At 74.7% G+C, this 26,443-nt stretch carries 23 protein-coding genes and 1 riboswitch; of the genes, 12 read left to right on the plus strand and 11 right to left on the minus strand.

Annotated features, from left to right (window positions below; genetic code table 11):
• The first annotated feature begins 7 nt into the window (after window positions 1-7).
• Window positions 8-2,725 carry a SpoIIE family protein phosphatase gene (locus ACSUPT_RS01780; RefSeq protein ID WP_436943293.1) on the plus strand — a complete coding sequence of 906 codons (2,718 nt, stop codon included), beginning with the start codon at window positions 8-10 and terminating at the stop codon, window positions 2,723-2,725.
• Window positions 2,726-2,799: 74 nt separating this feature from the next.
• On the opposite strand, the gene ACSUPT_RS01785 is transcribed toward ACSUPT_RS01780, so the two are convergent.
• On the minus strand, window positions 2,800-3,222 hold the full coding sequence (locus ACSUPT_RS01785; protein WP_436943295.1) for a GlcG/HbpS family heme-binding protein: 423 nt from the start codon (window positions 3,220-3,222) through the stop codon (window positions 2,800-2,802).
• 26 nt (window positions 3,223-3,248) lie between these two features.
• Complete coding sequence (locus ACSUPT_RS01790; RefSeq protein WP_436943296.1) at window positions 3,249-4,445, minus strand: MFS transporter; 1,197 nt, start codon at window positions 4,443-4,445, stop codon at window positions 3,249-3,251.
• Window positions 4,446-4,712: 267 nt separating this feature from the next.
• On the opposite strand from ACSUPT_RS01790, the gene ACSUPT_RS01795 reads away from it, so the two are divergent.
• Complete coding sequence (locus ACSUPT_RS01795) at window positions 4,713-5,195, plus strand: MarR family winged helix-turn-helix transcriptional regulator (RefSeq protein ID WP_351963575.1); 483 nt, start codon at window positions 4,713-4,715, stop codon at window positions 5,193-5,195.
• A 58-nt stretch (window positions 5,196-5,253) separates the two neighbouring features.
• Here the strand turns inward: ACSUPT_RS01795 and iolD are convergent, their stop codons facing one another.
• The 3 genes from iolD to iolC form a co-directional block, all read right to left on the minus strand.
• Complete coding sequence (gene iolD / locus ACSUPT_RS01800) at window positions 5,254-7,158, minus strand: 3D-(3,5/4)-trihydroxycyclohexane-1,2-dione acylhydrolase (decyclizing) (RefSeq protein ID WP_436943298.1); 1,905 nt, start codon at window positions 7,156-7,158, stop codon at window positions 5,254-5,256.
• A gap of 8 nt (window positions 7,159-7,166) precedes the next feature.
• Window positions 7,167-8,054: a 5-deoxy-glucuronate isomerase gene (gene iolB, locus ACSUPT_RS01805; protein WP_351963577.1), complete on the minus strand. Its 888-nt coding sequence runs from the start codon at window positions 8,052-8,054 to the stop codon at window positions 7,167-7,169.
• A 169-nt stretch (window positions 8,055-8,223) separates the two neighbouring features.
• Window positions 8,224-9,342, minus strand: coding sequence for a 5-dehydro-2-deoxygluconokinase (gene iolC / locus ACSUPT_RS01810; protein WP_436943300.1), 1,119 nt, complete (start codon window positions 9,340-9,342; stop codon window positions 8,224-8,226).
• A gap of 322 nt (window positions 9,343-9,664) precedes the next feature.
• On the opposite strand from iolC, the gene ACSUPT_RS01815 reads away from it, so the two are divergent.
• The gene (locus ACSUPT_RS01815; protein ID WP_404143785.1) at window positions 9,665-10,579 is read left to right on the plus strand and encodes a sugar phosphate isomerase/epimerase family protein; all 915 of its coding nucleotides are present in this window, start codon (window positions 9,665-9,667) and stop codon (window positions 10,577-10,579) included.
• A 20-nt stretch (window positions 10,580-10,599) separates the two neighbouring features.
• Window positions 10,600-11,619 (plus strand): Gfo/Idh/MocA family protein, encoded by a 1,020-nt coding sequence (locus ACSUPT_RS01820; protein WP_399218054.1) that lies wholly within the window; start codon window positions 10,600-10,602, stop codon window positions 11,617-11,619.
• A 197-nt stretch (window positions 11,620-11,816) separates the two neighbouring features.
• Here ACSUPT_RS01820 and ACSUPT_RS01825 read toward each other — a convergent pair whose 3' ends face one another.
• Entirely contained in the window at window positions 11,817-12,605 is a 789-nt protein-coding gene (locus tag ACSUPT_RS01825) for a transglycosylase SLT domain-containing protein (RefSeq protein ID WP_361665152.1), read from the minus strand.
• 3 nt (window positions 12,606-12,608) lie between these two features.
• Window positions 12,609-12,769: riboswitch (cyclic di-AMP (ydaO/yuaA leader) on the minus strand.
• A 434-nt stretch (window positions 12,770-13,203) separates the two neighbouring features.
• Here ACSUPT_RS01825 and ACSUPT_RS01830 point away from each other — a divergent pair.
• Complete coding sequence (locus ACSUPT_RS01830) at window positions 13,204-14,475, plus strand: vanadium-dependent haloperoxidase (protein ID WP_365729877.1); 1,272 nt, start codon at window positions 13,204-13,206, stop codon at window positions 14,473-14,475.
• A 146-nt stretch (window positions 14,476-14,621) separates the two neighbouring features.
• On the opposite strand, the gene ACSUPT_RS01835 is transcribed toward ACSUPT_RS01830, so the two are convergent.
• The 4 genes from ACSUPT_RS01835 to ACSUPT_RS01850 form a co-directional block, all read right to left on the minus strand.
• A complete protein-coding gene (locus tag ACSUPT_RS01835; protein ID WP_404143782.1) occupies window positions 14,622-15,911 on the minus strand; it encodes an FG-GAP repeat domain-containing protein in 1,290 nt (429 codons plus the stop codon).
• A 271-nt stretch (window positions 15,912-16,182) separates the two neighbouring features.
• Window positions 16,183-16,578 carry a DUF2267 domain-containing protein gene (locus ACSUPT_RS01840; protein ID WP_351963584.1) on the minus strand — a complete coding sequence of 132 codons (396 nt, stop codon included), beginning with the start codon at window positions 16,576-16,578 and terminating at the stop codon, window positions 16,183-16,185.
• 62 nt (window positions 16,579-16,640) lie between these two features.
• Window positions 16,641-17,036 (minus strand): DUF2267 domain-containing protein, encoded by a 396-nt coding sequence (locus ACSUPT_RS01845; RefSeq protein WP_436946157.1) that lies wholly within the window; start codon window positions 17,034-17,036, stop codon window positions 16,641-16,643.
• 69 nt (window positions 17,037-17,105) lie between these two features.
• Window positions 17,106-17,546 (minus strand): Hsp20/alpha crystallin family protein, encoded by a 441-nt coding sequence (locus ACSUPT_RS01850; RefSeq protein ID WP_351963585.1) that lies wholly within the window; start codon window positions 17,544-17,546, stop codon window positions 17,106-17,108.
• 239 nt (window positions 17,547-17,785) lie between these two features.
• Here ACSUPT_RS01850 and ACSUPT_RS01855 point away from each other — a divergent pair, with 239 nt between their 5' ends.
• The 7 genes from ACSUPT_RS01855 (at window position 17,786) to ACSUPT_RS01885 (ending at window position 24,856) form a co-directional block, all read left to right on the plus strand.
• Complete coding sequence (locus ACSUPT_RS01855) at window positions 17,786-18,463, plus strand: type III effector protein (RefSeq protein WP_436943302.1); 678 nt, start codon at window positions 17,786-17,788, stop codon at window positions 18,461-18,463.
• A gap of 45 nt (window positions 18,464-18,508) precedes the next feature.
• The gene (locus ACSUPT_RS01860; protein WP_436943303.1) at window positions 18,509-18,859 is read left to right on the plus strand and encodes a J domain-containing protein; all 351 of its coding nucleotides are present in this window, start codon (window positions 18,509-18,511) and stop codon (window positions 18,857-18,859) included.
• 85 nt (window positions 18,860-18,944) lie between these two features.
• Window positions 18,945-20,303: an ABC transporter substrate-binding protein gene (locus ACSUPT_RS01865; RefSeq protein ID WP_351963588.1), complete on the plus strand. Its 1,359-nt coding sequence runs from the start codon at window positions 18,945-18,947 to the stop codon at window positions 20,301-20,303.
• An 11-nt stretch (window positions 20,304-20,314) separates the two neighbouring features.
• Window positions 20,315-21,247 (plus strand): carbohydrate ABC transporter permease, encoded by a 933-nt coding sequence (locus tag ACSUPT_RS01870; protein ID WP_436946158.1) that lies wholly within the window; start codon window positions 20,315-20,317, stop codon window positions 21,245-21,247.
• Entirely contained in the window at window positions 21,247-22,080 is an 834-nt protein-coding gene (locus ACSUPT_RS01875; RefSeq protein ID WP_351963589.1) for a carbohydrate ABC transporter permease, read from the plus strand. Before ACSUPT_RS01870 ends, ACSUPT_RS01875 begins: the two co-directional genes overlap by 1 nt.
• Before the next feature lie 71 nt (window positions 22,081-22,151).
• Complete coding sequence (locus tag ACSUPT_RS01880; RefSeq protein ID WP_361664200.1) at window positions 22,152-23,348, plus strand: ABC transporter ATP-binding protein; 1,197 nt, start codon at window positions 22,152-22,154, stop codon at window positions 23,346-23,348.
• A gap of 317 nt (window positions 23,349-23,665) precedes the next feature.
• A complete protein-coding gene (locus tag ACSUPT_RS01885; protein ID WP_436943304.1) occupies window positions 23,666-24,856 on the plus strand; it encodes a S8 family peptidase in 1,191 nt (396 codons plus the stop codon).
• Window positions 24,857-24,859: 3 nt separating this feature from the next.
• Here the strand turns inward: ACSUPT_RS01885 and ACSUPT_RS01890 are convergent, their stop codons facing one another.
• Window positions 24,860-26,341 carry an alpha/beta hydrolase gene (locus ACSUPT_RS01890; RefSeq protein ID WP_436943305.1) on the minus strand — a complete coding sequence of 494 codons (1,482 nt, stop codon included), beginning with the start codon at window positions 26,339-26,341 and terminating at the stop codon, window positions 24,860-24,862.
• Window positions 26,342-26,443 lie beyond the last annotated feature (102 nt).

Genomic DNA, 26,443 nt, shown 5'->3' on the forward strand with positions numbered 1-26,443 from the left:
ATGGGTCATGAGGGGCAAGAACGGACGTCTCTGGCGGTCCGGGCGCCAGGGGCGGCTGCTCGGGGTGCGGAGCGCCGCCGGGCAGGTGCTGCTCCTCCAGGTCATCGTCGCCGCCGTGCTGATCGTCGCCGCGGTGAGCGCCCTGTCCCTCCAGGCGCGCTACGACAGCGAGCGTGACGCGCAGAACCGTTCCCTCGCCGCCGCCGAGTCGTTCGCCGACGCCCCCGGCACGCTCGCCGCGCTGACGTCCCGCGACCCCGCGCGGGCCCTCCAGCGCCACACGGTCGACGCCTGGCACGGCTCGGGCGTGGACTTCGTCGCCGTACTGGCCCCCGACGGCACCCGGATCGCGGACAGCGACCCGAATCTGGTGGGCACCCGGGCCGAAGGCGTCCAGCAGGCCGCGCAGGGCCGCACCATCACCGAGATCTTCGAGGGCGACCCGCACGACGCGGCGCGGGCGGTCGTGCCCGTCATGGACGAGCGCGGCACGGTCGTCGGCCTAGTGAGCGCCGGGGTGTCCATCGAGAACGTCGGCGAGGCCGTCGACCGGCAGCTGCCGCTGTTCTTCGGCGCGGGCGCCGCCGCCCTGGCCCTGGCCACGCTCAGCGCCGCGCTCGTCAGCAGGCGGCTGCGGCGCCAGACGCACGGCCTCGGCCCGGCCGAGATGACCCGGATGTACGAGCACCACGACGCCGTGCTCCACGCCGTCCGCGAGGGCGTGCTCATCGTCGGCGACGACGGCCGGCTCACCCTCGCCAACGACGAGGCCCGCCGCCTGCTCGACCTGCCGCCGGACGCCGAGGGCCGCCCGGTCACCGCCCTGGGCCTCGCGCGGGACACCGCCGAGCTCCTCGTATCGGGCCGCCCCGTCACCGACGAGGTGCATCTGGCGGGCGACCGGCTGCTCGCCGTCAACACCCGGCCCACCGACCCGTACGGCGGCCCGTCCGGCACCGTCGCGACGCTGCGCGACACGACCGAGCTGACGGCCGTGACGGGTGTGGCGGCGGTCGCGCGCGAGCGGCTGACGCTGCTGTACGAGGCGGGGGTGCGGATCGGGACGACGCTGGACGTCGTGCGGACCGCGCAGGAGCTGTCGGAGGTCGCGGTCCCCCGGTTCGCCGACTTCGTGACGGTGGAGCTGCTGGACCCGGTGCTGCGGGGCGAGGAGCCGACGGAGGGCCACGCGGTGATGCGGCGCGCGGCCCTCAGCGGCGTACGGGACGACCATCCGCTGCAGCCGCCCGGGGACCTCATCCGCTTCGACGTGCCGACGACGCCCATGGCGGCGGCGCTGGCGCGGAACCGGGGCGTGCTGGAGGCCGACCTGACCGTGGCGCACGGCTGGCGGGCCCAGGACCCCGAGGGCGCCGACGTGGCCCTCGCGTACGGCATCCGCTCGCTGGTGACGGTGCCGCTCCAGGCGCGCGGCGTGGTCCTGGGGATGGCGAACTTCTGGCGCTCGGCGCCGTCCGGGCGGTTCGAGGACGAGGACGTGGCGTTCGCGGAGGAGCTGGCGGCGCGGGCGGCGGTCGCGGTGGACAACGCGCGGCGCTACACGCGGGAGCACACCATGGCGGTCACGCTCCAGCGGAGCCTGCTGCCCCGTGTGCTGCCCGAGCAGGACGCGCTGGACATCGCCTACCGCTACCTGCCGGCGCAGGCCGGGGTGGGCGGCGACTGGTTCGATGTGATCCCGCTGTCCGGGACGCGGGTCGCGCTGGTGGTCGGGGACGTGGTCGGGCACGGGCTGCACGCGGCGGCGACGATGGGCCGGCTGCGTACCGCGGTGCACAACTTCTCCTCGCTGGACCTTCCGCCGGACGAGCTGCTGGGGCATCTGGACGAGCTGGTGTCGCGGATCGACGACGAGGAGACCGGGGAGGCCGGCAGCAACGAGATCACCGGGGCGACGTGCCTGTACGCGATCTACGACCCGGTGAGCGGCGAGTGCTGCATGGCGTCGGCGGGCCACTTCGCCCCGGCCGTCGTCCGCCCGGACGGCTCGGTGGACTTCCCCGACGTCCCGGTGTTCCCCCCGCTGGGCCTGGGCGGCGGGCCGTTCGAGACGTACGAGGTGCGCCTGCCGGAGGGCAGCCTCCTGACGCTGTACACGGACGGGCTGATCGTGCACCGGCAGCGGGACCTCGACGCGGGCCTGCGGCTGCTGGGGGACACGCTGGCCGGGGAGCCGGGGCGGTCGCCGGAGGAGACGTGCCGGGCGGTGTTCGACGCGATGCTGCCGCCGCACCGGGGCGACGACATCGCGCTGCTGGTGGCCGGCACGCGGCTGCTGGCCGGCGACCGGGTGGCCGACTGGGACGTGCCGCCCGACCCGTCGGCGGTGGGGCCGGTGCGCGGGGCGTGCGTGCGGCAGCTGGAGCAGTGGGGCCTGGACGAGCTGTCCTTCACCACGGAGCTGATGCTCAGCGAACTGATCACCAACGCCATCCGGTACGGCTCGCCGCCGATCCATGTGCGGATGCTGCGCGGCCGCACCCTGATCTGCGAGGTGTCGGACGGCAGCTCCACCTCTCCGCACCTGCGCCGGGCGGCCACCACGGACGAGGGCGGGCGCGGGCTGTACCTGGTGTCGCGGCTGGCGGGGCGCTGGGGCACCCGGTACACGGCGAGCGGCAAGGTGATGTGGACGGAGCAGTCGCTGACGGCGAGCCCGGCGCCGCTGGAGGTGCCCGCCCTGTTCGACGACGCGGCGTGGTGAGCCGGGGCGCGCCGCATCGCCGCGGGCCCTCCCTCCGCGTGGGGAGGGAGGGCCCGCGAAGGCGCGCGGCGGCTCTACCGGGAGAGCGCCTCCAGCGCGGCGGTGGCGAAGCCGTGGTCCTGGTCGGGGGTGCCGCCGCCGACGCCTATGGCGCCGACCAGACGCCCGTCGCGGTGGACGGGCACGCCCCCGGCGATGAACAGCAGCGGCTTGTCGAGGGCGGTGGGCAGGGAGTGGAACGGCCCGTCGGGCTTGACCAGGTCGACCAGGCCGGCGGTGGGGGCGTCCAGCTGGAGGGCGGTGTACGCCTTGCGGGTGCTGGTCTCGCCGGAGATGAGGACGGCGCGGTCGTCGCGGCGGAAGGCGAGGAGGTGGCCGCCCGCGTCGAGGACGGTGACGCTGACGGGGACCCCGGCCGCGTCGGCGGCGGCGCGGGCCGTCGCGACGAGGGTCTCGGCGTCGGCGGTGGTGAGCGGGGTGGCGGTGGGGGTGTGCACGGTGCGGTTCTCCGGGGTCGTGGGGATCAGTGGTGTACGAGGGCGGGGGCGGGCGCGGCGGACGCCGTCCCGGTCGCGGGGGCGCGGCGCTCCAGGGCGGCGGACCACAGGGCGAGGAGCAGGGCCGCGCCGGCGAGGAGGGCGCCCACCCAGTTGGGGGCGGTGTAGCCGAGGCCGGCGGCGATGACGAGTCCGCCGAGCCAGGCGGCGAGGGCGTTGCCGAGGTTGAACGCTCCGATGTTGACGGCGGAGGCCAGCGTCGGGGCGCCGTGGGCCTGGTCCAGGACGCGCTTTTGCAGCGGCGGCACGGTGGCGAAGCCGAGCGCGCCGACGAGGAAGATGCTGACGGCGGCCAGGGTGCGGCTGTGCGCGGTGACGGTGAAGAGCGCCAGGACCACGGCGAGGCCGCCGAGGGTGGCGTACAGCATCGGCATGAGCTTGCGGTCGGCGTAGCGCCCGCCGAGGAGGTTGCCGAGGAACATGCCGGCGCCGAAGAGGACGAGCAGCCAGGTCACCGCCCCGTCGGAGTAGCCGGCGACGCGGGTCATCATCGGCGCGATGTAGGTGATCGCGGCGAAGACGCCGCCGAAGCCGAGGACGGTCATCGCCATGGCGAGGAGGACCTGCGGGTTGCGGAAGGCGGTGAGCTCCCCGCGCAGCCGGGCGCCCTCGGGCCGGGGCATGGCGGGCACGAGCCGGGCGATGCCCAGGAGCCCGAGGACGCCGAGCCCGGCGACGGCGGCGAAGGTGGTGCGCCAGCCGACGGCCTGGCCGATGAAGGTGCCCAGGGGCACGCCGACGATGTTGGCGACGGTCAGACCGGTGAACATCGTGGCGATGGCGCCCGCCTTCTTGTCGGGGGCGACCAGGTCGGCGGCGACCACCGAGCCGATGCCGAAGAACGCGCCGTGGGCGAGCGAGGCCACGACCCGGCCGGTGAGCATCACGCCGAAGGAGGGCGCGAACGCGGAGAGCAGATTGCCCACCACGAACAGGCCCATCAGCAGCATCAGCATCGTCTTGCGGCTGATCCGCGTGCCGAGCACGGTCATCAGCGGGGCGCCGATGACGACGCCGATCGCGTAGCCGGTGACGAGCAGCCCGGCGGTGGGGATGGTGACACCGTAGTCGCCCGCGATCTGGGGCAGCAGACCCATGATCACGAACTCGGTGGTGCCGATTCCGAACGCCCCGATGGCCAGGGCGAGAAGTGCGAGAGGCATGGCGCGACCCTTCATGCGATTGCCAGTGCGCCTTACAGGCATCGACAATAGTTGCATGCGCGCTCTAAATGCAAGCGCGGGCTTCCGCCGACCGGTCCCTAAAGATCACGACGGTGGGAGGAAGTCGCAGGTTGAAGGCGCCTCGGGGCAGCCACTCGGCGCCCCGACAGGAAGAAAAACTTGCACAAGCCGCATAAAGGCCCTGGCGGCTAATCACGGGCAAGCCGTACCCTGGACTCCAGACGCATCCGGAAGGAGACCCGGACCATGACCGCCACGGACCCCGCGCTCACCGCCCTCGCCAACGGCTGGGCGGCCCTCTACGTCCTGTACGGCAGGATCGAGGCGCACCTGGAGCGCGCCCTCCAGTCCAGGCACGGGTTGAGCGTCCGCGAGTACTCGCTTCTCGACGTCCTCAGCCGCCAGCACGACGGCGACGGCGGGCACCTGCAGATGAAGCAGGTCGCCGACGCCGTGGTGCTCAGCCAGAGCGCCACCACCCGGCTCGTCACCCGTCTGGAGGACCGCGGGCTCCTCTCGCGCTACCTGTGCCCGACCGACCGCCGCGGCATCTACACGGACGTCAGCGAGGCGGGGCTGAAGCTGCTGGAGGAGGCCAGGCCCACCAACGACGCCGCCCTGCGCGAGGCGCTCGACGAAGCCGCCAGGAATCCGGAGCTGGCGCCGCTCGTCACCGCCGTCGAGGCGATCGACCCGGCGCGGCGCCTGCGCCCCGAGCCCGCGCGGTAGGCCCCCGGCCCCGGCGGGCCCGCCGGGAGCACCCCGGGGAAGCGGGTACGGGCCCCGCTCACCCGCCGTCGCGGTCCGTCCAGGGGCCGGCGAGGTACCGGCGCACCTCGGCCGCCTGCCGTTCGTACCTCTCGCGGGCCCGCACGGCCGCCTCGCGGGAGGCGACCTCGGGCACCGGGACGTCCCACCAGGCCGACGCGCCGGGCGCCTCCGGGCCGGGCGGGGCGGTCTCCGCGTAGACGCACACCGGCCGGTCGCAGGCGCGGGCCTCGGCGAGCGCGGCGCGCAACTCCCCCACCGTGCGCGGCCGCAGCACCCGCATGCCCAGGCTGGCGGCGTTCGCCGCGAGGTCGACGGGCAGCGGGTCGCCGGTGTAGGTGCCGTCGGCGGCGCGGAAGCGGTACGCGGTGGCGAAGCCTTCGGCGCCGACCTGCTCGGACAGGCCGCCGATCGAGGCGTACCCGTGGTTCTGGACGAGCACCACCTTCACCGGCAGGCCCTCCTGCACGGCGGTGACGATCTCGGTGGGCATCATCAGGTACGTGCCGTCGCCGACGAGCGCCCAGACCGGGGTGCCCGGCGCGGCGAGCAGCACGCCGATGGCGCCGGGGATCTCGTAGCCCATGCAGGAGTAGCCGTACTCCAGGTGGTACTGGCGGGGGGAGCGGGCGCGCCACAGCCTGTGCAGGTCGCCGGGGAGCGAACCGGCGGCGTTGACGACGACGTCCTCGTCCCCGGCGACCGCGTCGAGCGCGCCGATCAGCTGCGTCTGCGTGGGTACGGCGCCGTCGTCGCCGACCCGGAACGCCGCCTCCACCACCTGCTCCCAGCGCGCCCGGCGCTCCCGGTACTCGGCCTCGTACGCGGCCGGGACCCGGTGTCCCCGCAGCGCCTCGGCGAGCGCCAGGAGACCGGCGCGGGCGTCGGCGACCAGGGGCAGCGCCGCGAGCTTGTGGGCGTCCGCCGGGGTGGTGTTGAGGTTGACGAACCGTACGCCGGGGCGGGCGAAGAGGGTGCCCGACGCGGTGGTGAAGTCGGTGTGGCGGGTGCCGACGCCGATGACCAGGTCGGCGGCGCGGGCGATGTCGTCGGCGGCCGCCGTGCCGGTGTGCCCGACGCCGCCCAGGTCGGCGGGGTGGTCGTGGCGCAGGGAGCCCTTGCCCGCCTGGGTGCAGGCGACGGGGATGCCGGTCGCGTCGACCAGCGCCCTCAGGGCGTCCTCGGCCTCGCTGTGGTGGATTCCGCCGCCCGCGACGATCAGCGGCCGTGCGGCGGCACGCACCAGGCGCGCTGCCGCGTCGAGCTGGACCGGGTCGGGGGCGGGGCGGCGTACGGGCCACACGCGTCGCGCGAAGAACTCCTCGGGCCAGTCGTACGCCTCCGCCTGCACGTCCTGCGGCAGGGCGAGGGTGACGGCGCCGGTCTCGGCCGGGTCGGCGAGGACCCGCATGGCGTGCAGCGCGGCCGGGATGAGCGCCTCGGGCCGGCTGATCCGGTCGAAGTACCGGGAGACGGGGCGGAGCGTGTCGTTGACGGACACGTCGCCGTGGAGGGGGTGTTCGAGCTGCTGGAGCAGCGGGTCGGCGGGGTGGGTGGCGAAGTGGTCGCCCGGCAGGAGCAGCACGGGAAGCCGGTTGACGGTGGCGAGGGCGGCGCCGGTGACGAGATTGGTGGCGCCGGGGCCGATGGACGTGGTGACGGCGTGGGTCGAGAGCCGGTTGCGGTGGCGGGCGTAGCCGACGGCGGCGTGGACCATGGCCTGTTCGTTGCGGCCCTGGTGGAAGGGCATGGCCTCCTCCCCCGCCTCCAGCAGGGCCTGGCCGATCCCGGCGACGTTGCCGTGGCCGAAGATGCCCCAGGTGGCGGCGATCAGGCGGTGCCGTACGCCGTCGCGTTCGGTGTACTGGGCCGTCAGGAAGCGCACCAGCGCCTGGGCGGTGGTGAGGCGGACGGTCGGGCGCATGCGGGACCTCACTGCGTGGGGGCGGTGTACAGCGGGAGGCGGGGGTCGGCGGGCTGTCCGGGCCAGGTGGCGCGGACCCAGGCGTGGTCGGGGTGGTCGCGGATCAGCCAGGCGCGTTCGCCGTCGGGGCCCGCCATGACGTTGAGGTAGTACAGGGTGTGTCCGGGCGCGGCGATGGACGGGCCGTGCCAGCCGTCCGGGACGAGGACGGTGTCGCCGTCGCGGACCTCGGCCAGCAGGTCGCTGTCGCGGCCCTGCCCGGACGGGGAGATCCGGTGGTAGCCGAGACCGGGGGCGCCGTCGTGCGCCGCGACCTCGAAGTAGTAGATCTCCTCCAGGCGCGACTCCTCGCCGGGGCGGTGCTCGTCGTGCTTGTGCGGCGGGTAGGACGACCAGTTGCCGCCGGGCGTCAGCACCTCGACGGCGATGAGCCGGTCGCAGTCGTAGGTGTCGGCGGCGGCGAAGTTGTTGACCTGCCGGGAGCAGATGCCGGTGCCGCGCAGTTCGACGGGGACGGCGGAAGCGGGGCCGTACCGCGCGGGCAGGCGGCGCTCGCAGCGGGCCCCGGCGAGCGCGAAGCGACCCCCGCCGGGCGAGGTGAGCGTGACGCGGGTGTCGCGGGGGACGTACGCGAAGTCGGTGACGGCGCTGAACACGTCCGGGCGGCCGGCGAGCCGGAAGGTGCGGCCTTCGGCGGTGACGGCGCAGCCGCCGGAGAGCGGCAGCACGATCCACTCGCCGGCGCCCGTGTCGTACGTGTGGGAGCCGCCGGGCGGCAGGCGCAGCACACGCAGCGCGGCGTGCCCCCAGCCTGCGGTGGCGGGGGTGACGTCGACGGTGTACGGGCCGCTCGCGGCGGCGCCGGCGGGGAGGTGGAGTCGGGGGCTGCCGGCCATGGGTGCGGGGCTCCGTTTCTCTGCGGGGTCGGGTGGCGCGGGGCGGTCACGGTGCGGGCGGGGCGTCGGCGGGGACGGCGTCACGGTCCGGGGCGGCAGGGACCGGTGCGCCACGGACCGGTGCGCCACGGGCGGGGGCGCCACGACCGGTGCGCCACGGGCTGGGGCGTCACGGGCCGGCGGCGGTCAGGAGGGCGTCCACTTCGGCGGGGGTGGGCATGGCGGAGGAGCAGGCGAGCCGGGAGGCGACCAGGGCGCCGGCGGCGTTGGCGTACCGGACGGTCCGCTCCAGGTCCCAGCCGACGAGGAGGCCGTGGCAGAGGGCTCCGCCGAACGCGTCGCCCGCGCCGAGCCCGTTGACCACCTCGACCTCGACGGGCGGTACGTCGGCGGTGGTGCCGTCGCGGTGGACGGCGAGGACACCGGCGGGGCCCCGTTTGACGACGGCCAGGTCGACGCCGGTGTCCAGGAGCGCGCGGGCGCAGGCGGCCGGTTCGGCGAGGCCGGTGGCGACGCCGCACTCCTCCAGGTTGCCGACGGCGACGGTGGCGTGCCGCAGGGCCTCGGCGTAGTGGGCGCGCGCCTCGGACGGGTCGGGCCAGAACGCGGGCCGCCAGTCGAGGTCGAGGACGGTGATGCCGCGGCGGCCCCTGGCGGCGAGCACGGCGAGGGTGGCCGCGCGGCTGGGCTCGGCGCTCAGGCCGGTTCCGGTCGTCCACAGGACGCGGGCGGCGCGCACGGCGTCGTAGTCCAGTTCGCCGGGGTGGATCTCCAGGTCGGGGGCCTTGGGCCGGCGGTAGAAGTAGAGGGGGAAGTGGTCGGGCGGGAAGATCTCGCAGAACGTGAGGGGCGTGAGCAGTCCGTCGACGGACGTGACCCAGCGGTCGTCGACGCCGAACTCCCGCAGCGCCCGGTGCGCGTAGGCGCCGAAGGGGTCGGCTCCGGTGCGGCTGATGAGCGCGGCGGTCCGACCGAGGCGGGCGGCGGCGACGGCGACGTTGGCGGCGGACCCGCCGAGGAACTTCCCGAAGGTCTCGACCCGCTCCAGCGGGACGCCGCTCTGGAGGGGGTAGAGGTCGACGCCGACGCGGCCCATGGCGATCACGTCGAAGGGCTCCCCGCCGGTCGCGCTCCCGGCGGCGCCGGGGCCGGCAGCGGCGGCCGGGTCGGGCGCCCGCGTCGGCCCGGGCATCGGCGCGGGGGCGGCGGAATCCGCGGCCCGCGGGGGCTCGGGCATCGGCGCGGCAGCGGCGGCGGCTTCCGGGGCGGTGGGGTCGGGCTCGGGCATGCGGGTCGCTCCTGGGGCCTTCGGGGCGGTCGGGGCCGGGGTGCTTCAGGTGTCCTCCCCCGGACGGGCCGCTCCCATCCCCGTGCCCGCCGCGTCGCGGCGAGGTGGCGGTCGGACGGACCACACGGGCCCCGTTCCCGGCATCATGCCGATAGGGTCGGCGCCCACCGCGCACCAACACCGCCGACACCCGCCGGCACCCGCCGATCGCACCGCCGCGGGCACCCGCCGGCACGCACGGCACGGCGTCCCAGCCGCCCGCCGCGCGCCCGCCCGATGAGGCCCCGTCAGCGAACCGGGAGCCGCGCCGAAAGGACCGCTCATGGACACCGCAGGCACCCCGTCCCTCGACCGCATCAGGATCGGCTCCGCCCCGGACTCGTGGGGCGTGTGGTTCCCCGACGACCCGGGGCAGGTGCCGTGGAGGAGGTTCCTGGACGAGGTCGCGGAGGCCGGGTACGAGTGGATCGAGCTCGGCCCGTACGGCTACCTCCCCACCGACCCCGCCGTGCTCGGCGACGAGACCGCGCGGCGCGGCCTGAAGGTCTCCGCGGGCACGGTCTTCACCGCCCTGCACCGCGGCCCCGCCGTCTGGGACGCCACCTGGGAGCAGGTGAGCCGGGTCGCGGAGCTGACCCGCGCGATGGGCGCGCGGCACCTGGTGGTGATCCCGTCGTTCTGGCGGGACGACAGGACCGCCGAGCTCGTCGAGCCGCCCGAGCTGACCGCCGCGCAGTGGGCGGACCTGGCGCGGGGCATGGAGCGGCTGGGGCGCGAGGTGCGGGAGCGGTACGGGCTCGGCATCGTCGTCCACCCGCACGCCGACACGCACCTGGACACGGAGGAGCACGTCGAGCGGTTCCTCGACGCGACCGACCCGGAGCTGGTCTCCCTGTGCCTGGACACGGGGCACTACGCCTACTGCGGCGGCGACAGCGTGAAGCTGATCGAGACGTACGGGGAGCGGATCGGCTATCTGCACCTCAAGCAGGTCGACCCGGCCGTCCTGGCGGAGGTCGTGGCGGAAGGCGTGCCGTTCGGTCCCGCCGTGCGGCGCGGGGTGATGTGCGAGCCGCCGCACGGGGTGCCCGCGCTGGAACCGGTGCTGGCGGCGGCGCAGGGCCTCGGCGTGGACCTGTTCGCCATCGTCGAGCAGGACATGTATCCCTGCCCGCCCGAGCGGCCGCTGCCGATCGCGGCGCGCACCCGCGGGTTCCTCCGCTCGTGCGGCGCCTGAACCGGAAGGAGAACGGGACCATGACACGAGGCGGGACGCTCGGCGTGGCCGTCGTCGGGGCGGGGCGGATGGGCGCCGACCATGTGCGCCGCATCGACCGGGTGATCAGCGGGGCGCGGGTGGCCGCCGTCGCGGACGTGGACGGCGAGCGGGCCAAGGCGGTCGCGGACGCGGTCGAGGGCTGTACGGCGTACACGGACCCGGCCGCCGCGATCGGCGCGCCCGGCGTGGACGCCGTGCTGGTCGCCTCTCCGGGCGCGGCGCACGAGGCGGCGCTGATCGAGGCGCTGGGGCGGGGCCTGCCGGTGCTGTGCGAGAAGCCGCTCACCCCGGACGCCGCGTCCGCGCTGCGCGTGATGCGGGCGGAGGAGCGCCTGGGGAGGCGGCTGGTGCAGGTGGGGTTCATGCGCCGGTACGACACGGAGTACACGCGGCTGAAGGCGCTGCTGGACGGCGGCGGTCTCGGGCGGCCGCTGATGCTGCACCAGCGGCACCGCAACGCCGCGTCGCCGCCCTGGTTCACCGGGGAGATGCTGCTGGCGGACTCGGTGGTCCACGAGATGGACGCCACGCGATGGCTGCTGGGCCAGGAGATCACCGCGGTGACGGTGATGCGGCCGAGGCCGTCGGGGAACGCCCCGGAAGGCGTGGACGACCCGCAGTTCGTGGTGTTCGAGACGGACGGCGGGGCGCTCGCGGATGTGGAGATCTACGTCAACTGCCGCTTCGGGTACCAGGTGCAGGCCGAGGCGGTGTGCGAGAACGGCACCGCGCGGATCGGCGAGGCGCACGGGATGCTGGTCAACACGGGCGGCCGGTGGGGCGGCCCGATCGCGCCCGGCTTCGAGGAGCGGTTCGAGGACGCGTACGACCGGCAGGTGCGGGCCTGGGTGGACGCGGCGCTGCGCGGTGAGGTGACCGGGCCCGGCTGCTGGGACGGGTACGCGGCGGCGGCCGTCTGCGAGGCGGGCCTGCGCTCGCGCGCGGAGGGGCGGCGCGTGGAGGTGGAGCTGGTGGAGCGCCCGGCGCTCTACGGCTGAGGGGCGCGGCACCGCTGCGGGCGCCCGGCGGAGCCGGTGCCACGGCAGGGGCGCGCCGGCCGGCGGGGCCGTGCCGGTCCCCGGTGGTACGGCCCCGCTCCCCCGGCGGGGCCGTATCGCCGGGGAGGCCGCGGCGCCCGCGGGGCACCCGGCGGGCCGGTCGGTCGGCGCGTCGGGTGCCCCGCGGGCGGTCGGGGTCAGTACGGGCCGTTGACGTTGTCGATGGAGCCGTACCGGTCGGCGGCGTAGTTGCACGCGGCCGTGATGTTGGCGACCGGGTCGTACGGGTCGAACGGCGTACCGGGCACGTGGTAGGCGCGGAACGTGGGGTCGATCACCTGGAGGAGGCCCTTGGAGGGCGTACCGGCGGCGGCGTTCGAGTCCCAGTTGTTGATCGCGAGCGGATTTCCGGAGGACTCGCGCATGATGTTGCGGTGAATTCCCTCGTAAGTGCCGGGAATTCCGCGCTGGGCCATGATGTCCAGCGATTCCTTGATCCAGCCGTCGAGGTTGTCGGCATAGGACTTCACGGCGGTCTGGACGACGGCGGTGCGGGCGGCGGAACGGTCGGCGCGGACGGCCGTGGAACGCTCGGCGGCGGCCTTCGCCGCGGCCGGGGCCTTGGCGCCGACGGTGAGCTTCAGACCCGGACGGATGAGTGACGGGTTGTCACCGATGGCGTTCTTGTTGTCCGCGTAGAGCTTCTTCCAGCCGCCGCTCAGGGAGTGCTCGGCGGCGATGCCGGAAAGGGTGTCGCCGGCGACCACGGTGTGCGTGACGGTCTTGGCGGCCTTGACGGCGGCGGGCGCCGCGGCGGGCGCCTGGGCGGCGACGGAGATCGCGGCGGGGGCCGCGCTCGGGGCGGCGGAGGCGGTGGCCGCGCCGGTCAGGGGCAGGGCGAGGGCGGCTCCGCCGGTGCTCGCGACGACGAGTCCACGGCTGAGGCGGCTGCTCTTGGGGCGACGGTGCTTACCCTGTGCGGGCATGGGGCGTTTCCTCTCCGACGCCTGCGAGGTGAGCTGTCGGGTTCGGGCTGGAGATGCCCGGCCGCGGTCGCCCGCGACTTCACCCCAAGCCGTTCCGGATGACCGGAACGGCGGCTTACCTGGTTCCCCCGCTCCTGCCGAGCGTGAATGTGTGAGTGCTGGAGCCCGGAAGGCGGCAGGATTCGGCGTTCCCTCCGGAATGACGGTGACCGTAAACGACATCCGCGGGGCGGAACAAGGCCGGGAATTTCCCGCGAAGATCCATTTCCGGGGCCGGTGGCGGCGAAATTCCGTACCACCGCGCGGCGTACGCGCGATTTCCCCTCCGGACCGCCGTGACCGACATCACGGATTACGGGCGGCGGTGGCGTTGCCCTCACCACACCGCAAAATTGCGCCAATTGACCACCAGTCGGCAAATCTCACAAACACCCCAAATCAGACATAGGTCCGGAGTCGCCTCCGTTCGGGTGGACCCGGCGCCCGGACGGGCGCGCGACCCGCCGGCAGCGGTTGCGGTTCCCGCCCCGGCCGCGAGGGTGAGGATGTCGCAAACTGACCAAACAGGGGCGAAATCGTGCATAAAACACCACTGAGGATGTCACCGCGCCGGACCCTCCTCGCCGCAGCCGCGCTGCTGGGGCTGACCGCCACCGCCGCCGCGGTCCCGGCGTCCGTCGCACAGGCGGAACCCGCCGTCTCGGCGCCCGGCGCCGTCATCGCCGACTGGGCCCGGCTCACGGGCGAGGTCGTCGACCCGGAAGGCAAGTCGAACTCGTCGGAGACGTCCGTCTGGCACGCCGTCGTCTCGGCGGGCATGTACAACGCGGTCGTCGGCATCGAGGGCCGCTACGAGCCGTACCGCTGGAGCGAGCGGGGGCCCGGTTCGGCGTCCTCCGTGGCCGCCGCCGCGACCGCCGCCCACGACGTGCTGCTCCACTACTTCCCCCAGGCCGAGCCGAAGCTGGAGAGCGCCTACGCCGCCTCGCTCGCCGAGGTGCCGGACGGGCCCGCCGAGAAGGCCGGCGTGGAGTTCGGCCGCCGCGCGGCGGCCCACATGGTCGCGCTGCGCAAGGACGACGGCTTCGGCGCCCAGGTCCCCTTCACCACCTCGCCGGCCCTCGGGGTGTGGCGGCCCACGCCGCCCGCGCAGCAGCCGTTCACCAGTTCGTGGCTGGGGCGTCTGCGCCCGATGCTCATCGAGCGGCCCGACCACTTCCGGCCCGCGGCGCCTCCCGCGCTGACGTCCGCCCGCTATGCCGCCGACCTGATCGAGGTGAAGGCGGTGGGCGCGAAGACGAGCACCGTGCGCACCGCGGAGCAGACGGAGACGGCGCGCTTCTTCACCACCGTGGACCTGCAGGGCGCCCTGGCCGACCGTGCCGAGCGGCACGGCCTCGACCTGGTCGACACGGCCCGCCTCTTCGCCGCCGTCAACACCGTCCAGGTGGACGCCGCCATCGCCGCGTGGGACGCCAAGCTGCACTACGGCTCCTGGCGCCCCGTCACCGCGATCCGCGAGGCGGAGAACGACGGCAACCCGCTGACGGAGGCCGACCCCGCGTGGGAGCCCTTCCTCGTCACCCCCTCGCACCCCGACTACCTCAGCGGGCACACCACGACCGCGGGCGCCCTGGTGCGGACGCTGACGACCCTGTCGGACCGCCCCGACCTGGACCTGCGCGTCACGTCGGTCATGATGAAGAAGACCCGCCACTACCACGTTCCCGACCACTACACGAGTGACGTCGAGGGCGCCCGCATGTGGGGCGGCATCCACACCCGTACGGCGAACGAGGTCGGCACCGCGACGGGCCAGCGCATCGCCGCCTGGGCCCTCGCCCGCCACTTCCGCCCGCTGACCGCCTGAGCGGCGCCGCGCCGCGAGGACGGCCCCGCCCGGGGACGGCCGTGACGGCCGCGCCCGGAACGGCCCGGTGAGCCCGGAACGGCCCAGTGAGACGACGGGGCGGTCCGCCTGATCCGGCGGACCGCCCCGCTCACCGCGCCCCGGCGTCAGAGGACGGCGTCGAAGCCGTCCCAGTACGAGGCGACCCGCACACGCGCCCGGAAAGGCGCCGACGCGTCGCCGGTGCCCGTGTACTGCCAGACGACACCGGCCGTGTCACGCGCCAGCAGCTCCGGGTTGCCGTCCGCGGTGACATCGCCGTACGCGATCAGCGTGTCGTAGATGTTCCAGCCCGTGCCGATCTGCGCACGCGCGTGGAGGGGGGCCGCCGCGTCGCCGGTGCCGCGGTACAGCCACAGGCCGCCGGCGGCGTCACGGGCGATCAGATCGGCCTTCCGGTCGCCGGTGATGTCGAGACCGCCGGTCAGCGAGGTGTAGACGCCCCAGCCGGTGCCGGCCTGGCGCCGCGCCTCGAAGGGCCGCGCCGGGTCGCCCGTGCCCAGGTACAGCCACAGCACGCCCGAACCGTCCACGGCGATCAGGTCGTGGCGGCCGTCTCCGGTCAGGTCTCCGGCGCCCCGGATCGAGCGGTACACACCCCAGCCGGAGCCGACCCGCGCCGGCGCCTCGAACGCGGTCCGCCCGCCGCCCGCGAGCCGGTGGTACCAGAGCACCCCGGACGCGTCCCTGGTCACCACGTCACCGCCGCGGCCCCGCACGTCGATCGGCGCGAGCTTGGTGAGGCGGTCGTACGCCCCCCAGTCCACGCCCAGGCTCTCGCCCCACTCGCGGTCCAGCGGGGAGCCCTCGCCCCGGTAGTAGCTGTACGCCCGTACGGCGCCCTGCCGGTCGCGGGCGAGGACCTCCCAGTCCATCGGCACCGCGCTCACCCCGGCCACGTCGAACCGCCCGGCGGCCGTCGCGCCGCCCGTGCCGGACGCCGGGGTGAAGCGGGCGTCCACGGCGACGTGCCAGGACGGCACCGACGCGGACGCGGCCACCCGGTACGCCAGCGTGTGCGTGCCGGCGGGGAGTTCGCAGCGCACCCGCTCGGTGAGCAGCAGGCTTCCCGGGTACGCGCACGGCTGCGGCGCGCCGTCGGGGGCGCCGACCGTCAGGCCGATGCTCCACTCGTCCTGCGAGCCCCAGGGCCGCTGGTCGTCGGCGGTGGCGAAACCGAGGGTCAGCACCCCGCCCTCCGCCGTGTCGACGGTCACCGTGTGCGTGGTCTGGCCGCCCGCCGCGACCCCGGGCGTGGTGAGGACGACCGACCCGGCGGTCCCCTCCGCGGCGTGCGCCGCCGCACCGCCCGCACCGGCCAGTCCGGCGGCGAGCAGCGTCCCCGCCGCCCCCGCCACACCCAGCCTGCGCCACCCCTGGCTGAAGATCCTCCGCATGCCGCGTCCCCTCCCGGACCGTCCGAACCGTGACGCGCCCGATCCCCGTCGAACGCGTGAGCCCATCAAATCATCTGACAAGCCGTCGGACCGAGTGTCCGTTCTGCCATGGGGGCGCGGCGGCTGGGGGCGTACCCGCTGTGCCGGGCGGTGGCGGGGCTGTGCGCCCGGCCGGGGCGCGCGCCGCCCCGGGACGAGGACGGCACGGCGGACGCCCGCCCCGGCCCGCGTCGGCCGGCCCTCCCGCACGGCGGGCCCGATGCCCCCGGCGTCAGGCCGCGGGCGCGAGGTCGGCCAGGCCGAACAGGAGGGCGTAGCCGCGCGGCAGGCCCGCGAGGATGCGCCGGGTGAGGTCGTCGCCGACGTACGCGCCGACGACGGTCAGGACCGTGGAGGTGGCCCAGCGGGCCTCCGCCGGGGTGAGCGCCAGGCGGCGGGCGACGCGCTCCACGAACTCGGGGGCCGTGACGGGCTCGGTCACCGGGATCTGCGCGGCGAGGAGCGCGCCCGCCTCGGCGGGCAGGAGGCGTACCAGCTCGCAGCGTTCGTCGCCGATGACATGGCCGCCCAGTACCGTCAGCACGTCCCGCAGCACGCGCTCGGCCTCCGCGTCGGTCTCGTAGCGGCCGGCGGTGCGGATGCGGTCCACGAGTTCCTGCCACGTCATGCGGATAAGCCTTTCCTCCCCGGTCGCCCCGGCGGGCGGCCGTGCGTCGTCTGGGTGGTGGGTCAGGCCGCCGGCGGGCGGCCGAAGAGAAGGTCGTACCCCGGCGGGAGCTGGAGGAGGACCCGGCGCATGAGGTCGGCGCCCGCCGCCTCGGCGACGACGCTCAGCACGGCGCCGACGTCCCACTTGGCGGTCTCCTCGGTGGCTCCCTCGATCCACGCGGCGGTGGCGCGGACGAACCGCTCCGGGGAGAGCGGCTCGGCGGCCTGGAGGGGGTTGAGCAGGATCAGTTCGAGGGTCTCGGGCAGCCGGGCGGCGAGCTCCGCCCGCACCTCCCCGACGAGGTGCGCGCCGAGGAGCGCCAGTACGACCCTGGCCGCGCGCTCCGCCTCGTGCTGCGACGCGTACTCGCCGCGCTCCCGGACGGCGTCCAGGAACGGCTCCCATGACATCTGCATCATGCGCCCCTTCCGGCCGGCGGAGGGCGGAGGAGGTCCGCCCTCCGGTCGCGCTGCGAGCGGGGTCCGTCAGCTGTCGAGTTCCTTGCGCGAGCCTTCGCCGGTCGCGCTGATGGCGATCTTGCGCGGCTTGGCGCGCTCGGCGATCGGGATGCGCAGGGTCAGGACACCCGCGTCGTAGTCGCCCTTGATGTTCTCCACATCGAGGGTATCGGCCAGCATGACCTGGCGGGAGAACACGCCCAGGGGGCGTTCGGACAGCTCCATCTGCACGTCCTCGGCCCTCGTCTGCGGCCTGCGCTCGGCCTTCACCGTCAGCATGTTGCGCTCGACGTCGACGTCGATGGCGTCCGGGTCCACGCCGGGCAGGTCGAAGGCGATCACGTACTCGTCGCCCTCGCGGTACGCGTCCATCGGCATCGCCGTGGGCCGCGACCAGGTGCCGGACGTGCCGAGCAGCCGCTGGGCGATCCGGTCGAACTCCTGGAACGGGTCGGTGCGCATCAACATCGTCGGACACCTCCATCGACTTGACACGTCATGCCAATGCGGTCACCTGTATCCCGTTGTAACATGTCATCGGAACGATGACAATCCTCTGTGTCATTGGAACGATGACACCACTGGATGTCGTCAGACCGATGACGTCAGGGGACCGTCATCGGCCCGATGACCCCGTCGTCGGAGAGGACGTCCGTCGTCGGAGGAGAGGACACCGAGCGAACCCGCGATCCCGTGGAGGAGGCCCTGTGAGCGAAGCCGAGCGGCCGACGCCGCCCTCACCGCCGGCCCCCGGCTCGTTCGTCGCCGCCGCGGCGGCGCTGAGCACCATCGAGGAGGCGATCCGCGCGGCGCACGACGCCCCGGCGGACGGCGAGCGGTCCGAGCCGTCCGCGGCCGAGGACCACCTGGCGGCGCTGCTGCTGCTCCGGGAGGTGCGCCGGCGCCTGTCGGACTGGGAGCCCGCGCTGATCGAGGCGGCCCGCGCCGCCGGCGCCAGCTGGGCCGATCTCGCCGGACCGCTCGGCGTGGCCAGCCGGCAGGCGGCGGAGCGCCGGTATCTGCGGCTGCGGCCGGACGGCGAGCGCGGCACGACCGGCGACCAGCGGGTCAAGGCCACACGCGACCGGCGCGCGGCGGACCGGTCGGTGAGCGCGTGGGCCCGGCGCCACGCGGCGGACCTGCGGCAGCTCGCCGGGCAGATCACGGCGCTCGAGGACCTGTCCCGGCAGGCCCGCTCCCCCATCGGCCGGCTGACCGAGGCGCTGGCCGGGGACGACGCGGCCGGTCTGATCGGACCGCTCGCCGACACCGGCCCGCACCTGCGCGGCCGGCACCCGGAGCTCGCCGCGCGGGTCGAGGACGTGGCGCGGCGGACGGACGAGCTGCGCCGCGCCAGCGACCACGACCGGCGCGCGCTCGGCTGACCTGGGGCCCCGCCGGGCGCGGGCAGCGGCTGCGAGGTGATGACCGTGGCGCGAGGAAGCGACCCGTACACGGTGCTGGGCGTGGAGCCGACGGCGACGGCCGGGCAGATAGCCTCGGCGTACCGCGGGCTCGTCCGGGCCCTGCACCCGGACAGCGCCCCGGCGCGCGACGAGCCGGAACGCCGGGCCGCGGCCGCCCGCTTCGACGAGGTCGTCGCGGCCTACGAGGTGCTGCGCGACCCGGTGCGGCGCGCGGCCTACGACGCGTCGCGCCGGCGCGCCGCCGTCCCCGAACCGCCCCGCCCGGCGCCGCGCCCGGCCGCCCGCCGCACACCCCCCGCCGGCGGCGGCCTGCTCTGGGTGGGCCAGGTCCGCAGGCACCCGCCGCGTCCCTAGGCGCGTCGGCCAGTCGGGTGGCCCTACGGGGCGGGGCGCCCGTGCCGCGCGGGCGGGCGCGGCGGCGGGGCCTACCGTCGGGCGCATGTCAGGAGAGGACCCGGAGGACGCCGCCCGTCGGCGGCAGGTGCGGGGCCGGCGCGGCTCCCGGGCGGGCATCGCGCGGCGCGCGCCGGGACGCCGCCCCTCGGTGCGCGGGCTGCGGGCGCTGCTGGTGCTGCCTCTGCTCGCCTCGCCGCTCGCCGCCTGCGGCTCCGACGCGCAGGCCGGGACGCCCACGGTCAACTGGTACAACTTCCCCGACGACTCCGGCGCCCTGGCCGCCGCCGCCCGCAACTGCACCCGGGACTCGGGCGGCCGCTACCGGATCGTGTACCACAAGCTGCCGCGCACGGCCGACGGCCAGCGGCAGCAGCTGGTGCGCCGGCTCGCCGCGGAGGACGCGTCGATCGACGTCATGGGCCTCGACGTCACCTGGGCCGCCGAGTTCGCCGAGGCCGGCTGGGTGCTGCCGTGGACGGGTGAGCTGCGCCGCCGCGCCGAGGAGGGCACGCTCAAGGTGCCGCTGCAGACCGGGACGTGGAAGAACCGGCTGTACGCGGTGCCGTACAACACCAACACGCAGCTGCTGTGGTACCGCTCCGACCTGGTGGCCAAGCCGCCCCGCACCTGGGCGGAGATGCTGGCCGCCGCCCGCCGCCTGGCCGCGGAGGGCAGACCGCACCACGTGGAGATCCAGGGCGCGCAGTACGAGGGCCTGACGGTCTGGTTCAACACGCTCGTCGCCAGCGCGGGCGGCTCCATCCTCGACGCGCGGGCGACCGCCCCCGCCCTGGGGGAGCCCGCCGTGCGGGCCGCGACGATCATGCGGGACCTCGCCAGGTCCCCGGCGGCCGACCCGTCGCTGCCGAACCAGATGGAGGACCAGAACCGGCTCGCCATGGAGTCCGGGACGGCGGCGTTCCAGCTGAACTACCCCTTCGTCTATCCGTCGATGAAGGCGAACAACCCGCGGCTGTTCCGGCACTTCCGCTGGGCTCCGTATCCGCGGGTGGACGCCTCGCGGCCCGCGCGGCCGACGGTCGGCGGGATCGACCTGGCCGTCGGCGCGTACTCCCGCCACCCCCGGGAGGCGTTCGAGGCGGCGCTGTGCCTGCGCAACCGGGAGAACCAGATCGCCGCGGCCGTCGAAGGCGGGCTGCCGCCGACCCTGCGGGAGCTGTACTTCGACCGGGAGTTCGTCAGGAACTACCCGTTCGCCGACGCCATCTACCAGTCGCTGGAGAACGCGAGCATCCGCCCCCGCACGCCCGCCTACCAGAACGTGTCCATCGTCATCGCCCACACGCTGTCCCCGCCCTCGGCGATCGACCCCCGCCGGTCCGTGGACACCATCGCGGCGCAGATCGAGGACGCCCTCCAGTCGAAGGGGCTGATCCCGTGAAACGGGCCACGGTGGAAGGGGGCGGCAGCCACGCCGTGGACGCGGCGGCCGTCGACGCGCGGCTCTCCGAGGGCGCGCGGCAGGAGCGCCGGCTCGGCTGGCTGCTGTGCGCGCCCGCTGTCCTGGTGATGGCGGCGGTGACCGCGTACCCGATCGGCTACGCGATCTACCTCTCGCTCCAGCGGTACGACCTGCGCTTCCCGCACCGCGCCGAGTTCGTGGGGCTGAGCAACTACGCGGCGGTGCTCACCTCGCCGTTCTGGTGGGAGGCGTTCGGTGTGACGGTGCTGATCACCGTCGTGTCCGTCGCGGTCGAGCTGGTGCTCGGGATGGCGCTGGCGCTGGTGATGCACCGCACGATCGTGGGGCGCGGCACGGTCCGCACGGCGATCCTCGTCCCGTACGGCATCGTCACCGTCGTCGCCGCGTTCTCCTGGCAGTACGCGTGGACGCCCGGCACCGGCTATCTCGCCGCGCTGCTCCCGGCCGGCGAGGCCCCGCTGACGGAGCAGTGGCCGGCGCTGGGACTGATCATCCTGGCGGAGGTGTGGAAGACGACGCCGTTCATGGCGCTGCTGCTGCTCGCCGGGCTCGCCCTGGTGCCGGAGGAGACGCTGCGGGCGGCGATGGTCGACGGGGCGGGCCCCTGGCAGCGGTTCACCCGGGTGACGCTCCCCCTGATGAAACCGGCGATCCTGGTGGCGCTGCTGTTCCGCACCCTGGACGCGTTCCGCGTCTTCGACAGCATCTACGTGCTCACGGCCGGGGCGCACGGCACCGGCTCGGTGTCGATCCTCGGCTACGACAACCTGTTCACCGCGCTCAACCTCGGCATCGGTTCGGCGGTCTCCGTGCTGATCTTCCTCTGTGTGGCGCTGATCGCCTTCGCGTTCGTCAAACTGTTCGGGGCGGCGGCGCCCGGGGCCGGGGAAGGGGGCCGCTGATGGCCGGTGCGGGGAAACGGCATCTGACCGGCTGGACGGTCGCCAACGTCGTCGTCGTCGCGTACGCGCTGTTCCCGGTGTGGTGGATCGCGGCGCTCTCCTTCAAACACCCGTCCACGCTCGCGGACGGCAACTTCATCCCCACCAGGTGGACCTGGGAGAACTACCGGGGCATCTTCGAGACGTCCGAGTTCACCCGCGCGCTGGTCAACTCCATCGGCATCGCCCTGATCGCCACGGTCGTCGCCGTGGCACTGGGCACGATGGCCGCGTACGCGGTGGCCCGGCTGCGCTTCCCGGGGAAGCGGCTGCTGATCGGCCTCTCGCTGCTGATCGCGATGTTCCCGCCGATCTCGCTGGTGTCGCCGCTGTTCGACATCGAGCGGGCGCTGGGCCTGTTCGACACCTGGCCGGGGCTGATCCTGCCGTACATGACGTTCTCGCTGCCGCTGGCGATCTACACGCTGTCGGCGTTCTTCCGGGAGATCCCCTGGGATCTGGAGAAGGCGGCGAAGGTCGACGGGGCGACGCCGGCGCAGGCGTTCCGGCTGGTCATCGCGCCGCTGGCGGCGCCCGGCGTGTTCACGACGGCGATCCTGGTCTTCATCTTCTGCTGGAACGACTTCCTCTTCGCGATCTCCCTCACCTCCACGCAGTCGGCGCGGACCGTGCCGGCGGCGATCGCTTTCTTCACCGGCAGCAGCCAGTTCCAGGAGCCGACCGGGTCGATCGCCGCCGCCGCGATGGTGATCACCGTGCCGATCATCGTCTTCGTGCTGCTGTTCCAGCGGCGCATCGTCGCCGGACTGACCTCGGGGGCCGTCAAGGGCTGACCGGCGCGGCCCCATCCCCCCCCCTCCCCTACGGCAATCCCCTACGGCATTCCCTCCAAGGAGCACCGACAGTGGCCGAGATCGTTCTCGAGGGCATCACCAAGAGGTACCCGGACGGTGCCGTGGCCGTGCGGGACGTGGACCTGACCGTCGCCGACGGCGAGTTCGTGATCCTGGTGGGCCCCTCAGGCTGCGGGAAGTCGACCACGCTCAACATGATCGCGGGCCTGGAGGACATCACCGAGGGCACGCTGCGCATCGACGGGCAGGTCGTCAACGACAAGGCGCCCAAGGACCGCGACATCGCCATGGTGTTCCAGAGCTACGCCCTGTACCCCCATATGACGGTGCGGGACAACATGGGCTTCGCGCTGCGGCTGGCGAAGACCGACAAGGCCGTGATCCGCGAGAAGGTCGAGGAGGCCGCCCGCATCCTGGACCTGACCGAGCACCTGGACCGCAAGCCGGCGAACCTGTCGGGCGGTCAGCGGCAGCGGGTCGCCATGGGGCGGGCGATCGTCCGCAGTCCCAAGGCGTTCCTGATGGACGAGCCGCTGTCGAATCTGGACGCGAAGCTGCGGGTGCAGATGCGCACCCAGATCTCCCGGCTCCAGCAGCGGCTCGGCACGACGACCGTGTACGTGACCCACGACCAGACCGAGGCGATGACGCTCGGGGACCGGGTGGTGGTGATGCGCGGCGGGGTCGTCCAGCAGGTCGGCACGCCGCAGCACCTGTACGACCAGCCGCGCAATCTGTTCGTGGCCGGGTTCATCGGCTCGCCCGCCATGAACTTCCTCCACGCCACCCTGGAGGAGGGGACGCTGCGGACGGTGGTCGGGGACCTGCCGCTGGACGCGGAGGTGCGGCGGCGGCTGGAGGCGGCGGGCGCGCCGCGCGACCTGATCGTCGGGCTGCGGCCGGAGGCGTTCGAGGACGCGGCGCTGGTCGACCCGGAGCTGCCGGGCGCGCGGTTCACGGCGATGGTGGACGTCGTCGAGTCGCTGGGCTCCGATGTGTTCGCCCACTTCACGGAGGAGGGCTGGGAGCCCGCCGACAGCGCGGACCTCGCGGAGCTGGCGGCGGACTCCGGGGCGTCGGAGACCGGGGGCGGCGGGCACCAGATCGTCACCCGGCTGAGCACGGCGACACGGGTGCGGGAGGGCAGCCCGGCGGAGCTGTACGTCGACACCGCGCACATGCATGTCTTCGACCCGCGCTCGGGCACCAACCTCACCCACCGCGAGGCGGCCGGGGCCGGCGACTGACGCCCGTCGGCTCCCCGGCCGGCCCGACGGCAACGCTACGGCGGCGTGACGCCGTGGCCGACGGCGGCGTCACGGCAGGCCTGGCGGCGGTCTCACGGCAGGCCCCGCGGCGGTCTCACGGCAGGAGCGCGACGACGTGACGTCGGGCTCCGCCGCCGCGTGGCGCATCTCATCCGACTAGTGGCGTGGCCCCGTCATCCCGGCGTGGCGGGGCCTTCCCGCGCCCAGATTCCTGTCGGCGCGACCCGCCCCCTTCCGGGCGGGCGCGCCGGCGGGGAGCGAACGCCGCCCCCGCCACCGACCGATCGGAGTCGTCCATGAGACTGTCCGCGCGCTGCGCGTCCGTCGCCCTGCTCCTGCTGCTGCCGTTCGCGGCGCCGTCCGCCGCCCAGGCCGACTCGGAGCCCGTCCACACCTCCCCCGCCCCGCTGCGCACCCACGCGACGGGCGGGATCGACGGCCAGTACATCGTCACGCTCAAGCCGGACGTCGCCTCCGCGCACGCGGCCCGGCTCGCCGGGGTCACGCCGCTCCACTCGTACAGCCGGGTCCTGAACGGCTTCGCCGCCAAGCTGTCCCCCACGCAGCTCACCACCGTGCGCAACATGCCGGAGGTCGCGGCCGTCGAGCAGGACGCCGAGGTCACCGCGGCACCCGTACGGGAGGCGCCGGGCACCCGTGTCGCGGCGAGCAGCTGGGGCCTGGACCGGATCGACCAGCCGTACCTGCCCCTCAACGGCCAGTTCAACGTCAACAGCACCGGCTCGGGCGCGTACGCGTTCATCCTCGACACGGGCATCGACTACGCGCACCCCGAGTTCGCCGGAAGGGTGTACTTCGGGTACGACGCGATGGGCGACGGGCGGCGCGGCCAGGACTGCAACGGCCACGGCACCCATGTCGCCGGAACCGTCGGCGGCTCGACGTTCGGCGTGGCCCGACAGGTGCGCCTGGTGAGCCTGCGCGTCCTCGGCTGCGACGGCAGGGGCGCCTGGTCCGGGATCATCGGCGGCTTCGAGTGGGCCGCCGCGAACGCGGGGAGCGCCCCGGCCGTCCTCAACGCCTCGCTGGGCGGCCCGCGTTCCGAAGCGGTGAACGCCGCGGCCAGCGCCCTGTACGAGAGGGGGGTGCTGCCCGTCGTCGCCGCGGGGAACTCCGCCGTGGACGCCTGCGGGGTCTCCCCCGCCAGCGCGCCCGGCGCCTTCACGGTCGGCGCGAGCAACCACCTCGACCAGGAGGCGTCGTTCTCCAACTTCGGCCCGTGCCTGTCGGTCTACGCGCCCGGTACGCAGATCAGGTCGGCCCGGCTCGGCGGCGGCAGCGTCGCCCTGGACGGCACGTCGATGGCGAGCCCGCACGTCGCCGGGGTGGCCGCGCTGTACAAGGCGCAGAACCCCTCGGCGACGCCGGGCGCCATCGCCGGGTGGCTCGTCGACCAGTCCGTGAAGAACACCCTCACCGTGTCCAAGACCTCCCCGAACCGGCTGCTCCAGACCGGCGGTCTGTGACCGTCAGGCCCGCAGGTGGCCGACGACCCGGCGGGCGGCGTCCGCCACGGCCGCACGGGCCTCGTCCGTGTGGTCGACGGTCTCGAAGCCGTGGTGCCCGCCGGGCACGTCGACCACCTCCACCGCCGCCCCGCACTCGTCCGCCCGGCCGAGGAACTCCGCGACGGTCGCCGCGATCTCGGGTGTCTCCAGCTCCACGCGGGTCAGGACGACGGGCGGGTTCCCCACCGCGCGGAGCGCGGCGACGGGGCGGAAGCGGGAATCGGACATCCCCCAGTTCGGCAGCGGCGCGAGCACCGGGTACGTCGCGGACACGCAGCGCAGCCACGACGGGGGCGCGGCCAGCCAGTCCGCGGACAGCGGTCCCGCGCCGGAGAAGAACCACAGCGCGATCCGGTCGGCGTCGACGCGCGGATCGGCCCGGACGAGCTCGACGGCGGCCCGCACGTCCTCGGCGGCGCGCGGGTAGCCGGCCAGGTCGTGCAGCCCGTGGTCGACGGTGGCGGCGACGACGCCGAGCTCCGCGAGGTAGCGGCCGTAGCCGATGAAGGCGGGCCAGTCGCGCGGTGTCGGGGCCACCCCCTCGGGCACGGGCCCGCCGTGGACGAACACCACGGCGGGCGCGGGACGTCCGGGGGCGGCGGCGTCGGGCACGTACAGGTCGACGGCGCCGTGCCGCTCGCGGGGCCGCTCGGGTACGTCCAGGAGGAACGGCCGCAGATGGGCGGGGGGTTCGGTGCCCGCCGGGGTGAGCCGGTGGCCCCGGCCCGCGGCGGCGTCGAGCAGGGCGTCCGCCAGTTCGCCGGGCGCGGACAGCATCGGCCAGTGCCCGGTGGGCAGTTCGTGGAACGTCACCTGCGGCTCGGTGAGCACCTGGAGGCGGGGGTCGCCGAGGGCGACGAGCGACTGGACCAGGGCGATGCTCGTGCCGTTGGCGACGCACAGGACACCGCTGGTGGGGGCCTTCGCGTACGCGCCGGTGAGGCGCAGGGGCTCGGTCAGGGTGCGCGGCGGCTGCGGTACGGCCTGCCGGGTGAGCCGGTCCAGGGCGTCGGCGGGGACCCCGTCGGTGCTGCCCCAGCGGGTCCACTCCTCCGGTGACGCGGGCGGCGCCACGGGTCCGGCGACGCCCTCCAGCAGCCGCTGCCGTGTCGCCTCGTCGGGCAGCGCCTTCAGGGCCGGGTCGCCGTCCTGCGGCATGCCCGCGTCCAGGTGGACCACGCGCGCGGTCCGGTCGGGCCGCAGGTCGGCGGCGCCCAGGACGGGGTGGATGCCGTAGCCGTGGCCGACCAGCACCACCCGGTCGGCGGCCGCCCCGTCCACGAGCCCCACCACGTGCCGGATGTGGGCGTCCAGGCCGTCGCCGGGGCCGGTCGGCGGGTCCGCCGCGTATACCTCGGCCCCCGCCTCGCGCAGCCGGCCGGCCACGTCGTCCCAGATCCATCCGCCGGTGAAGACCTCGCCCACCAGTACGAACGCCGTCATGGCTTCTCCTCGCTCTCGCTTCGTGCGGCAGCGACGCTAAGAGCTCCCCCAAGGGGAGATTCAAGTGCGGCCCGGTCCGCGGAAAATGCCGTGCCGGGCGCG

It is taken from the genome of Streptomyces sp. SudanB25_2051 (assembly GCF_964272635.1).
Lineage (GTDB): Bacteria > Actinomycetota > Actinomycetes > Streptomycetales > Streptomycetaceae > Streptomyces.

Coding starts and splice junctions, on each gene's coding strand:
- ACSUPT_RS01780 (WP_436943293.1), top strand. CDS start 8: ATGAGGGGCAAGAACGGACGTCTCTGGCGGTCCGGGCGCCAGGGGCGG.
- ACSUPT_RS01790 (WP_436943296.1), bottom strand. CDS start 4,445: ATGCCTCTCGCACTTCTCGCCCTGGCCATCGGGGCGTTCGGAATCGGC.
- ACSUPT_RS01795 (WP_351963575.1), top strand. CDS start 4,713: ATGACCGCCACGGACCCCGCGCTCACCGCCCTCGCCAACGGCTGGGCG.
- iolD (WP_436943298.1), bottom strand. CDS start 7,158: ATGCGCCCGACCGTCCGCCTCACCACCGCCCAGGCGCTGGTGCGCTTC.
- iolB (WP_351963577.1), bottom strand. CDS start 8,054: ATGGCCGGCAGCCCCCGACTCCACCTCCCCGCCGGCGCCGCCGCGAGC.
- iolC (WP_436943300.1), bottom strand. CDS start 9,342: ATGCCCGAGCCCGACCCCACCGCCCCGGAAGCCGCCGCCGCTGCCGCG.
- ACSUPT_RS01815 (WP_404143785.1), top strand. CDS start 9,665: ATGGACACCGCAGGCACCCCGTCCCTCGACCGCATCAGGATCGGCTCC.
- ACSUPT_RS01820 (WP_399218054.1), top strand. CDS start 10,600: ATGACACGAGGCGGGACGCTCGGCGTGGCCGTCGTCGGGGCGGGGCGG.
- ACSUPT_RS01825 (WP_361665152.1), bottom strand. CDS start 12,605: ATGCCCGCACAGGGTAAGCACCGTCGCCCCAAGAGCAGCCGCCTCAGC.
- ACSUPT_RS01830 (WP_365729877.1), top strand. CDS start 13,204: ATGTCACCGCGCCGGACCCTCCTCGCCGCAGCCGCGCTGCTGGGGCTG.
- ACSUPT_RS01835 (WP_404143782.1), bottom strand. CDS start 15,911: ATGCGGAGGATCTTCAGCCAGGGGTGGCGCAGGCTGGGTGTGGCGGGG.
- ACSUPT_RS01840 (WP_351963584.1), bottom strand. CDS start 16,578: ATGACGTGGCAGGAACTCGTGGACCGCATCCGCACCGCCGGCCGCTAC.
- ACSUPT_RS01845 (WP_436946157.1), bottom strand. CDS start 17,036: ATGCAGATGTCATGGGAGCCGTTCCTGGACGCCGTCCGGGAGCGCGGC.
- ACSUPT_RS01850 (WP_351963585.1), bottom strand. CDS start 17,546: ATGTTGATGCGCACCGACCCGTTCCAGGAGTTCGACCGGATCGCCCAG.
- ACSUPT_RS01865 (WP_351963588.1), top strand. CDS start 18,945: ATGTCAGGAGAGGACCCGGAGGACGCCGCCCGTCGGCGGCAGGTGCGG.
- ACSUPT_RS01875 (WP_351963589.1), top strand. CDS start 21,247: ATGGCCGGTGCGGGGAAACGGCATCTGACCGGCTGGACGGTCGCCAAC.
- ACSUPT_RS01885 (WP_436943304.1), top strand. CDS start 23,666: ATGAGACTGTCCGCGCGCTGCGCGTCCGTCGCCCTGCTCCTGCTGCTG.
- ACSUPT_RS01890 (WP_436943305.1), bottom strand. CDS start 26,341: ATGACGGCGTTCGTACTGGTGGGCGAGGTCTTCACCGGCGGATGGATC.